The organism is Skermanella sp., assembly GCF_059503625.1.
The window spans coordinates 1-10,650 of the sequence record NZ_JCACHA010000737.1 but is presented as its reverse complement, the minus strand read 5'-3'; the positions used below and the strand labels follow the sequence as shown (position 1 = coordinate 10,650).

Genomic DNA, 10,650 nt, shown 5'->3' with positions numbered 1-10,650 from the left:
CAGCGGCGTGCCGGCGGCCATCGGATACGCGGCGGAGAGCGGCATTCCGTTCGAACTCGGCATCATCCGCAACCACTATGTCGGCCGCACCTTCATCGAACCGACCGACCAGATCCGCAACCTGGGTGTCAAGCTGAAGCATAACGCCAACCGCCGTATGATCGAGGGCAAGCGCGTCGTCCTGGTTGACGACAGCATCGTGCGCGGCACCACCTCCATCAAGATCATCGAGATGGTGCGCCGGGCCGGCGCCAAGGAAGTCCATATGCGGATTTCCAGCCCCCCGACCAGCCACGCCTGCTTCTACGGCGTCGATACGCCGAAGAAGGAAAAGCTGCTGGCCCATAAGTACTCGATCGACGAGATGGCGACGTATATCGGCGCCGACAGCCTCGCCTTCATCTCGATCGATGGCCTTTACAAGGCGGTGAAGGAGCCCGAAGGGCGGAACAACGCCAAGCCCCAGTATTGCGACGCCTGCTTCACCGGCGATTATCCGATCCCCCTGCTGGACCGCGATACTCCCGGCGAGGGCTCCGAAGTAACTTATCGCGCCGAAGCGCGGGGCTGACCCCCCCGCTCCCGCTTGAACCTTGACCGACTACCGCCTGCTCTGAAAGCCGACTTCGATGTCCAGCCCCCGTTTATCGAACCGCGTCGCCCTGATTACCGGCGCATCCCGAGGCATAGGCGCAGCCGTGGCGGAGCGCTTCGCCGCGGAAGGCGCCCATGTCGTCCTGGTGGCGCGCACCGTAGGCGGCCTGGAGGAAGTCGACGACCGCGTCAGGGCCAAGGGTGGCACCGCCACCCTGGTCCCGCTGGATCTGACCGATTTCGACAAGATCGACCAGCTTGGCCAGTCGATCTTCGACCGGTTCGGGCGGCTGGACATCGTCGTCGGCAATGCCGCGACCCTGGGCGACCTCAGCCCGATATCGCACTTCGTCCCGAAGACGTGGGACCGGGTCTTCGCATTGAATGTCACGGCCAACTATCGGCTGATCCGCAGCATGGACAGGCTGCTGCGCGGGTCCGACGCGGGGCGGGCGATCTTCGTCACGTCAGGCGTCGCCCGTCACGCAGTCGCCTATTTCGGCGCCTATGCCGCCAGCAAGGCGGCGCTGGAGACGATGGTGAAGATGTACGCGTTGGAAGTCGCGACATCGCCGGCGAAGGTCAACCTGCTGGATCCCGGCGTCGTGCGGACCAAGCTGCGCGCCCAGGGATTCCCCGGCGAAGACCCGATGGTCCACCCGGCTCCCGAAGAAATTACCGATCGCTTCGTCGAACTGGCGGAGCCCGCCTGCCGCTATCACGGTGAAATCCTGTCCGCCTGAATTCTTCCCCCAAGGATTTCCGACCAGAGCCGCCATGCTGACCCGTCCCGCCACTCCGGCCGATGCCGGCTCGATCACGGAAATCTACAATCAGGGTATCGAGGACAGGATCGGAACTTTCGAGACCGAGCCCAGGACTGTCGAACAGGTCCTCGCCTGGTTCGATGCCGTCGGGCCGCTCGGGCGCTTTCCCATCGTGGTGACCGAGGATAAAGGCCGGATCGTCGCTTATGCGGCGACATCCGCCTATCATTCCCGCGCCTGCTACCGCGGCATCGCGGAATTCTCGGTCTATGTCGCACGGGACCGGCGCGGGCGGGGCGCCGGGCGTGCGGCGTTAACCGGGTTGATCGAGGCTGCGGCCAAAGCGGGCTTCTGGAAGCTGCTGTCGCGCGTCTTCACCGAGAACGCCGCCAGCCGGCGAACCTGCGCCGCCGTCGGCTTCCGCGAAGTCGGGACCAACCTGAAGCACGCCAAGCTGGATGGTGCATGGCGCGACGTGGTCGTGGTCGAGCGGCTGATCGAAGAGAATATCGACTGATGGGGCGGGCGGTCATGCCGTTCCGCCCCGGCCGTCCGTAGCTCAGGCGGCCCGTATTCCCGACAGGAACCGCTCGATCTCCTCCCGCAGAGTGATCGCCTGCTTGCCGAGTTCCTTGGCGGCGCCAAGGACCTGCCCGGCAGCCGCCCCTGTCTGCGTCGCGGCCTGCGAGACCTCCGACAGGTTGGCGGAAACCTCCTGCGTTCCCTGGGCCGCCTGCTGGACGTTGCGCGCGATCTCATGCGTTACGGCATTCTGTTCCTCCACCGCACCGGCGATGCTGGTTGCGATCTCATGGATGGCGGAAATGGTCTTGCCGATGCCCTGGATGGCGTTGACCGCGCCGCCGGTGGCTTCGCGCATGCCGGCGACCTGGGTGGTGATGTCCTCCGTCGCACGGGCGGTTTGGTTGGCCAAGCTCTTGACTTCGCTGGCGACGACAGCGAAGCCCTTCCCGGCTTCACCCGCGCGGGCGGCCTCGATCGTCGCGTTCAGGGCCAGCAGGTTGGTCTGTTCGGCGATCGTCTGGATCAGGTCGATCACTTCCCCTATTCGCTGCGCCGCGTCGGACAAGCCCCGGACGGTATCGTTGGTCCGGCTCGCCTCGGCAACCGCCGATGTCGCAACGGTGCTCGACTTGGAAACCTGCTGCGAAATGCTGTGGAGAGTGGCGGTCATTTCCTCCGTGGCGCTGGCGACGGTCTGGACGTTGGCGGAAGTCTGTTCCGCAGCGGCAGCCGATGCAGTCGACTGGCGCATCGTCAAATCGGCGACGGCGGACATGCTCTGAGCGGTGTCGTCGAGTTGCCGTGCGGCTGAAGTGACGCCGCCGAGCACCGCGACGGTCTGCGTCTCGAACTGCCGGATGAGGTCTTCGACCCGCACCGCACGCAACTCCTTGGCTTCCTGTTCGGCTGCCTGCGCCGCCTGCATGTCGCGAGCACTCTCAAGTCCTTCCTTGAACACCTGGACGGCCGCGGCCATCTGGCCGATCTCGTCACGGCGGCCCGTTCCCGCGACGGTGACGTCGAGACGCCCCTTTGCAAGCAGCCGCATGGTTTCGCACAAGGCCTTGATCGGCCGGGAGATCGAAGACACGAGGAAAAGACCCGCGACGCTGCACAGGAGAAGGGCCAAGACCAAAGCGCCGACAATCATCTTCCACGTGACGCCGTAGATCGCCGAGGATGCATCGCCTACGGCCTGGCCGGCGGCGATGGTAACGCGGACCAGATCTTCGGCCTGCTTCTTCATCTCACGGAAGGCATTCCGCGATTCGTTGAGGAAGACCGCGGATGCCTCGTCCTTCTTGTCCTGACGTGAAAGCTCGAAGACTTTGCGGGTCGCGGTGACATAGCCGTCCCAGGCCTTGGTATAGCGGTCATAGGCTTCGCGTTCCTGATTCGAGAACTCGAAGTTTTCGTATCGGTTGCGGGTCGTTTGCAGCCGTTCGATGAGGCTTTGGGCGAACCGCTCCCGTTCCAGCATCAGGTCGCGTTTAACCTCGGAAACGTGCCCCGATTCGTAGGTGCGGTATTCGTTGGCTCCCGTCAGGAATTCACCGACATAGCCGGTACTGGGCAGCCATCGGTCCCGAAGCTGCTCGGTCATGGCGTTCATCTGGGCAAGGCGGGCAAGGGCAAAAAGCCCTAGGCTTGCGGAGACGACGAGGACCAGAGCGAAGGAAATGAACACCTTCGTCTGGATCTTGAGATTAATAAGCTTTGTCATTGGTCTCTTGAACTCTTCCCTTAGGCGGTCGGTCGCCTGACCGCCGAATGCGCTGCGCAACAGCTGCATCCGATGGGTCAAGCTATATGACCCATACCTATCGAAGGTTTCAAAAGACGTAATTAAATCAACGGCTTGTCGTAAGTTTTCTTAAACTTGCCGCTTACTCCTCCGCGTAGGGGTTCTTGCCCTTGCGGGTCAGCATGCGGATCGGCACGCCGGGGAGGTTCAGGCTCTCCCGGATCCCGTTCACCAGATAACGGATATAGGTTTCCGGCAGGTCGAGCGGCTTGCTGACCCACAAGGCGAAGGTCGGCGGACGCGCCTTGACCTGCGTCGCGTAGCGGATCTTGATGCGGCGGCCCTCGACCGCCGGCGGCGGATGGGCTTCCGTCATGCCGGCGAGCCAGCGGTTTAGATCGGAGGTACTGACGCGCCGGTTCCAGACATCGTAGATGTCGAAGACGGCATCGAGCAGGTTGTCGAGCCGCTGCCTGCGGAGGGCGGACAACGTTACGACGGGGATGCCGCGTACTTGGGCAAGCTGTGCCTGAAGCTTGTCTTGGATCTGCTTCAGCGTACCCGCCCGGTCGGTGACGATGTCCCACTTGTTGACGGCGATGACCAGCGCCCGGCCCTCGTCCAGCACCATGCGGGCGATGGTCAGGTCCTGATGATCCAGGATGGCTTCGGCATCGACCACCAGCACGACCACATGGGCCATGCGGATAACGCGCAAGGCATCGGCGACGGCCAGCTTTTCCAGCTTCTCATCGACCCGCGACTTGCGGCGCATGCCTGCGGTATCGACCAGCCGGATCGGTTTGTCCTTGTAGGTCCACTCGACCGCGATGGCATCGCGGGTCATGCCGGCTTCGGGGCCGGTCAAGACGCGGTCCTCACCGACCAAGCTGTTCAGCAGGGTCGATTTGCCGACATTGGGCCGTCCGACGATCGCAAGCTGAAGCGACTTGACCTGCGCGGTTTCTCCCCCATCGGCCGGATCGGCGCCTTCCTCGGCTTCGGCAGTCTCTTCCGGAGGGACATAGGGCAGCAGGGCTTCGACCAGTTCTGCCAGACCTTCGCCGTGCTCGGCCGAAATCGGGACCGGCTCGCCCAGGCCCAGTTCGAATGCCTCGTATAGGCCGGGAGCACCGGCCCTGCCCTCGCACTTGTTGGCAAGCAGGATGATCGGCGTCTTGCCCTTGCGCAGCCACTGGGCGAAGTGATGGTCCAGGGGCGTGACGCCCGAGCGGGCGTCGATCAGCATGAGCGCCACGTCGGCCTCTTCGATCGCGCGCTCGGTCTGGCGGCGCATGCGGGCCTCCAGGCTGTCGTCGAACGCCTCCTCCAGCCCGGCGGTGTCGATCACCGTCAGGTCGATGCCGGCCAGACGGGCGGGTGCGGCGCGCCAATCGCGCGTGACGCCGGGGGTATCGTCCACCAGGGCAAGCTTCTTGCCCACCAGCCGGTTGAACAGGGTGGATTTGCCGACGTTAGGCCGGCCTATGATCGCGACAGTTAAAGACATTGCTTCCATGTAGGGAGCCGATGCCGGCTCCACCACCTCAATTAGGTCGCCTTAACGGTAGGCGACCAGGGTACCGTCATCGGTCAGAACGTAAAGCGTATTGTCGGCCACGACGGGAGCTATGAAAGCGCCGCCGGGAAGTTCCAGGCGCTGCTGCTCGCGCCCATCGTCCGGCGACAGCGATACCAGATCGCCGACGGAGTTCGCGAGCCACAGCCGGCCGCCAGCGAGGACGGGACCGGTCCAGATGATGGAACCGCTTCGCTCCTGCGGGTTCTCGTAGCGCGGAAGCGGAGCGACCCAGCGGATGCGGCCCGACTGGCGGGTCAGCGCCATCACCTCGCCCTCGTTGCTGAGCACGAAGATGAAGTCTCCGGCGGCCCAGGGAGTATTGACGCCGCCGATCTCCTGCTCCCAGGCGCGTCCGCCCGACCGCTCGTCGATAGCGACCATCCGCCCGCTGTGGCTGACCGCCACCACGAGGCCGCGGTCGATCACCGGCATGCCGCGGATATCGGCGAGATTGGACAGAGCCCCGGCGCGCCGGACCGCGGCCAGATTGTCCGACCATGCGACACGGCCGTTCTCGGCCCGGAGAGCGAACAGCTCGCCCGACGAATAGGGCACGGCGACGATGGAGCCGTCGGCAGCCGGACTTGCGGCGCCCAACAGGCCGGCGGTTTCAAGGATGCCGGTATGGGTCCACAGCGTGGCACCGTCGGTCGCCGAATAGGCCACGAGCTGGTTGTCGACGGTGACGACGAAGGCGCGGTTGCCGATCACGGTGGGGGCTGCGCGCACAGGTCCCGGAACGCGCGTGCGCCACGAGATGGCGCCGGTCGCGGGATCGAGCGACAGCAGTTCGCCGAAGCCCGTGGTGGCGAGCAGCCGGCCATCGGCGAAGGCCACTCCGCCGCCCAGCGCACCGCCGGATTCATTCTCACGCTCGACGCTGGTGCGCCAGATCTGCTTGCCGGTGGCGGGATCGAACGCGGTTACCTCGTAATCGGTGTCGAGCGTGTAGATCCTGCCGTCGGCCACGACGGGGCGGGCGAGCAGCCGGGTATCGCTGGAAGAACCGGACCCGATATCGGCCCGCCAGACTTCGCGCGGCTGTGCGGAAAGCGCCAGATGGCCCATCGCATGGTCGGGATTGCCGCCGGCCTGCGGCCAGGATGGATTGGTCACCGGCGCCGGCAGCTCGACCCGCAAGTCGGCCAGCCGGGGATCGGGCTCGAGCTGCCGCTCCAGGCGCAGGACCGAGATCCGCTCGCCCGGCAGAGGCGGCGGTTCGCTGTCGCCGAACCAGCTTCCTCCGCCGCAGCCGGCAAGCGTCATGGTCAGCAGACCCGCCGTCAGCAGGCGTGCGGCTACTGGACGGGAGACCCGCCGGGAAGCAGTTCGGGAAAATGTCATTGCGGCTCGGCTGAATAAAGGGCTGCAAGTTCGGTGGCGCGGCTGCGCACACCGGCGGGAGCGGCGGGATCGTTCTGAATTTGCGTGAAAAGTCTTCCGGCCGCGGCCTTGTCGCCGGAGCGGATGGCGAGAAGGGCAGTCAACTCGCGGGCGGAATGACGCCACGGGCTGCTGTCGGCCACGAGCGGCTGAAGGCGGGCCGTAAGCTGGCCCGGATCGCCGGTCTGGACCTGATGCATCACCGACAATACGGTGGCGAGGTCGCGATAGACGGGTTCAAGCTTCGAGGACTGCGTCAGCTCGTCGTAGATCTTGACCGCGGCGGCGGAGTCGCCTTCGCGGGCACGAAGCCCCGCTTCGAAAAACCGGGCCAGGGTGCCGGGGCCGGCGCCGTTCTGCGCGGCGAAGGCCGACAGCGCGTCCGCCGCAGCCTTGGGGTCGCCGCTGGCATTGGGATCGCCGGCGGCAGGCCCGGCGGCGTTGCCGGCAAGGCGCAGGGCGTCCGCAAGCTGCGCCGTCTGCGTTTCCGCCTCGGCGTGCTGATGGTTGCGCCAAGCGACGAAGCCGGCAGTACCCGCGACGATGAGCAGCACGGCGCCGACAATGGCGGCGCCGTACCGCTTCCAGATCATTTCCAGTCGATCGCGGCGAAGGTCTTCATCGACTTCGCGAAAAATATCGCTCATATGGCTGTATCCGGGCAGGCAGCGCCTATCCGTCCTCATGCGTGCGGGTTGGGCCGGATACCAGACGCCCCGGTACAGGTCAAGGCGGCAATGCGCCCTGCGGTCGGCGCCTGCGGCTTTAGGCCGGCCCGAACCCTGGTTTTCGGCCTATTTCCACTTGATCGAGCAGCCCATGCTGGGGATTTGCTCCGCCGGCCCCTGCCCCGTCGCCGCGACTCGCACCATGGCGTCGAACAGCTCGCGCCGGGCATTGGGCACGGGCTGAACTTTCGAAACGTCCAGACGTCCCCGGTATTGGAGACTAAGGTCGGCATTGAAGCCGAAGAAGTCGGGCGTACAGACCGCATCGTACGCCCTTGCCACGCTCTGCGTCTCGTCCAGCAGATACGGAAACGGAAGCGCGTGTTCCGCCGCGAACCGCTTCATGTTCCCGAAATCGTCGTCCCTGTAGCGTTCGGTGTCGTTCGACATGATGGCGACCGATTTGACGCCGTGACGCTCCAACTCGCGGCAGTCGCGGGCGATCCGGTCTATCACCGCCTTCACATAGGGGCAGTGGTTGCAGATGAACATGACGAGCGTGCCGTTCGTCCCCCTCACGTCGGCGAGGCTCCACGTCCTGCCGTCGGTGCCGGGCAGGCTGAAATCCACGGCTTTCCAACCGAAGTCGCAAATCGGTGACTGGGCTGCCATAGGCGTGTAACTCCCTAGACTTTTGTTCGGCCAGCGTCCCATAGCATCGGGGCTGCAGCCTTTTCATTGTTGGTCCGGGAGTGTAACGCGGGAAATGGCGGCATCCAACACGCGCGATCAAGGGGTCCCGAAAGCGAGATGCCACTGACGCAGGAAGCTTTCCCGCTTGTACTTGTCGAGGAAGACGAGAAGCGCCGGACTGAGGGTGATCGGAACGACCGGGCCGGCGGTCACCGCCGTTTCGGTCCCGGCGGCGAGTTCCCCACGGATGTCCGGCGCCAAAGCGAAGAGAGCCGACTGGCTGGCGATGATCTCCTGGCCGCGCTCGGACAGCAGATAGTCGATAAAGCTGCCGGCAAGGTCGGCCCGCCTCGACCCGGCCGGGATGATGGCGACCCTGGACATGACCAGGGTGTAGTCTTCCGGCAGCACGATGCCGATCCGGGCGCCCGCCGACATCCGGGCACGGGCATAGGAACCGAGCATGTTGTAGGCGATCAGGACTTCGCCCCGTTCGATCATCTCCAGGATGTCGCCGGTACAGCAAGCAAGCCGGGCCTGTGCCGCCCCAAGGGTCACCATGAGCTGCCAGTACTGGCTGAACAGAACGGAGTCCTGGGTGGCGAACAGGTAGCCGATGCCGCTGGTCGCGGCGTCGTAGGTCGCCACCCGCCTGTTGTACCGGGCACCGTTGTCCCGGATCAGCCGGATAAGGTCGTTGCGCGACCGGGGAACCTCGGCCTCCGGGACGAGGTCCCGGTTATAGACGATGACGGCGGGCTCCACGGTGAAGCCGAAAGCCTCGTCGCGCCACTTGGCCCAGTCCGGGAGAGACAGGGTGGCCGTGGATTCGTAAGGCTGGGAGAACCCGTCGTTGATCAGCTTGACCTGGAGGTCCGAGGCCGAACTGATGACGAGATCGGCCGCGGTTCGACCGGAAGCGGTCCGTTCGTAGAGATCGCGCGTCGGATAATCCGAATAGGCGACCGTGACGGTCGGCGCCATGCGCTGGAAGTCGAGGATCAGCGGCTCCATCAGCGTCCGGTCGGTCGCGGCGTCGATCAGCAACACCTGCCGCTCTCCCGCCGGCGCCGGATAGACGACCGGCTCGACCGCCAGCGCCGGACCCGGCAGGACCAACGACAGCAGCCCGGTCGCCAGCACCGTGAACAGCAGGCCGGCGTATAGGGACGGGGTGGAAGCCGCAGCGGTATGGACTGCGGATGCCGTTGGCGACACCGCCAGCCGGGGGAACTCCAGGCGGACGATCAGGCCTCCGCCGGGCCGGTCGAGCAGGGACAGGACGCCGCCATGGGCATCGGCAACCGCCTTGACGATGGCGAGACCAAGGCCGCTGCCCGTGGTCCCCGCTCCGGCGCTGCCGCGCCCGAAGCGTTGCAGCACCTTGTCCTTCTCCCCGTCGGCGATGCCGGGTCCGCGATCGGCCACGTCGATCCGGAAGCCGCCGCCGCCGGGGCGGAGGCCGAGGCCGACCGCGACGGCGCCGCCCTCCCCCGCATACTTGACGGCGTTGTCGACAAGATTGGTCATCGCTTCGGTGAGGCTGATGGGGTCCCCGGCGATGACCCCATGCTCCGCCGCCTCGTCGATATCGAGATGGATCAGGACATCGTCGCAGATCGGCCGTGCGCGCTGGACCACATGGTCCAGCAAGGCGGCGAGGTCGATCGTCTCCGGTTCCAGCGCCTCGCTCCGGTGGATCACCATGGCGTGGCTGAGCAGCTGGCTGGTCAACTGGCTTGCTTCAACCGCGTTGCGGTGGATGCGTCCGACCGATCTTCTGAGGCTTTCAGGGTCGTCTTCGTCCGCGGCGAGTTCCGCCTGCAACCGTAGGCTGGCGAGCGGCGTGCGGATCTGATGGGCCGCGTCGGCCAGGAACGTCTGCATGGTATCGAGATTGCCGTGAAGGCGTGTCAGCAGGCTGTTGATCGCGTGGACGAGCTGGGAGACCTCGGCTGGCGGCGGGATGTCGATCGGACGGAAATCGTTGGGCTGACGGGTGCGGATCAGCCGCTCGAGCGACGCCAGCGGGGCAAGGGCTTGTCTTACTCCGAACCAGATCAGGCCGCCGCCGGCCAGAACCGCAAGGGCGATCGGCAGGAAGGCGTTGGTAAGGATTCCGCGCGCCAGGCTTTCCCGCTCTTCCCGCGTCTGGGCGACCACGATCCGGACCCAGCCGGACAATTGGGGATGGGCGATCAGCCGGTCTAGCACGGCGAGACGGATCGGCATGTCCCGGTATGTCGCATTCTGGAACGTGGTGTTCCGCTCCCCCGATTCGCGATGGACCACCGGCAGGTCGTCATAGCCGGTGACCAGATCGCCGTCCGGCGCGTCGATCCGGTAAAAGATGCGGTCGCGGCGGGCCATCGCCAGGATGCTGAGCGAGGAATAAGGCAGATCGACGGCGATCCGTCCGCTTTCCACCCTGATCGTATCGGCGATGGACAGCGCCGCCGCCTGAAGCAGCTGGTCGTAGGCACTGTCGGCCGCCCGCTGGGCATAGGCGTCGACGAAGGCGAACAGGCCGGCGGTCAGCAGCGCAAGAGCTCCGAACAGGCGGATCAGCAGCCTTTTTCGGAGGGAGTAGCCTTCCCGGCCGGCGGTCTCAGCGCTCGGCACTGACTTCCGCCACATAACCGAGGCCCCGTACGGTGCGTATCTCGACCGACGCTCCTTCCAGCTTCTTGCGCA

Annotated in this window: 9 protein-coding genes; 3 read left to right on the top strand and 6 right to left on the bottom strand. The window is 65.5% G+C overall.

The features are described from left to right. The 3 genes from AC5JJ6_RS25180 to AC5JJ6_RS25170 form a co-directional block, all read left to right on the top strand. On the top strand, positions 1-571 hold a 571-nt coding region (locus AC5JJ6_RS25180; protein WP_496044697.1), incomplete at its 5' end, for an amidophosphoribosyltransferase. Positions 572-629: 58 nt separating this feature from the next. After that, positions 630-1,337, top strand: coding sequence for an SDR family NAD(P)-dependent oxidoreductase (locus AC5JJ6_RS25175; protein WP_496044696.1), 708 nt, complete (start codon positions 630-632; stop codon positions 1,335-1,337). A 34-nt stretch (positions 1,338-1,371) separates the two neighbouring features. Then, a complete protein-coding gene (locus tag AC5JJ6_RS25170; RefSeq protein ID WP_496044695.1) occupies positions 1,372-1,878 on the top strand; it encodes an arsinothricin resistance N-acetyltransferase ArsN1 family A in 507 nt (168 codons plus the stop codon). Positions 1,879-1,920: 42 nt separating this feature from the next. Here the strand turns inward: AC5JJ6_RS25170 and AC5JJ6_RS25165 are convergent, their stop codons facing one another. The 6 genes from AC5JJ6_RS25165 to AC5JJ6_RS25140 all read right to left on the bottom strand — a co-directional run bounded on the left by AC5JJ6_RS25165 (position 1,921) and on the right by AC5JJ6_RS25140 (position 10,578). Next, on the bottom strand, positions 1,921-3,609 hold the full coding sequence (locus tag AC5JJ6_RS25165; protein WP_496044694.1) for a methyl-accepting chemotaxis protein: 1,689 nt from the start codon (positions 3,607-3,609) through the stop codon (positions 1,921-1,923). A gap of 163 nt (positions 3,610-3,772) precedes the next feature. Then, the gene (gene der, locus AC5JJ6_RS25160; protein ID WP_496044693.1) at positions 3,773-5,140 is read right to left on the bottom strand and encodes a ribosome biogenesis GTPase Der; all 1,368 of its coding nucleotides are present in this window, start codon (positions 5,138-5,140) and stop codon (positions 3,773-3,775) included. 51 nt (positions 5,141-5,191) lie between these two features. Next, positions 5,192-6,556 (bottom strand): outer membrane protein assembly factor BamB family protein, encoded by a 1,365-nt coding sequence (locus tag AC5JJ6_RS25155; protein WP_496044692.1) that lies wholly within the window; start codon positions 6,554-6,556, stop codon positions 5,192-5,194. Beyond that, positions 6,553-7,242 (bottom strand): tetratricopeptide repeat protein, encoded by a 690-nt coding sequence (locus tag AC5JJ6_RS25150; RefSeq protein ID WP_496044691.1) that lies wholly within the window; start codon positions 7,240-7,242, stop codon positions 6,553-6,555. The genes AC5JJ6_RS25155 and AC5JJ6_RS25150 overlap by 4 nt, the downstream gene beginning before the upstream one ends. A gap of 147 nt (positions 7,243-7,389) precedes the next feature. Next, positions 7,390-7,893: a thioredoxin family protein gene (locus AC5JJ6_RS25145; RefSeq protein ID WP_496044690.1), complete on the bottom strand. Its 504-nt coding sequence runs from the start codon at positions 7,891-7,893 to the stop codon at positions 7,390-7,392. 159 nt (positions 7,894-8,052) lie between these two features. Then, the gene (locus tag AC5JJ6_RS25140; protein WP_496044689.1) at positions 8,053-10,578 is read right to left on the bottom strand and encodes a sensor histidine kinase; all 2,526 of its coding nucleotides are present in this window, start codon (positions 10,576-10,578) and stop codon (positions 8,053-8,055) included. Positions 10,579-10,650: the final 72 nt, after the last annotated feature.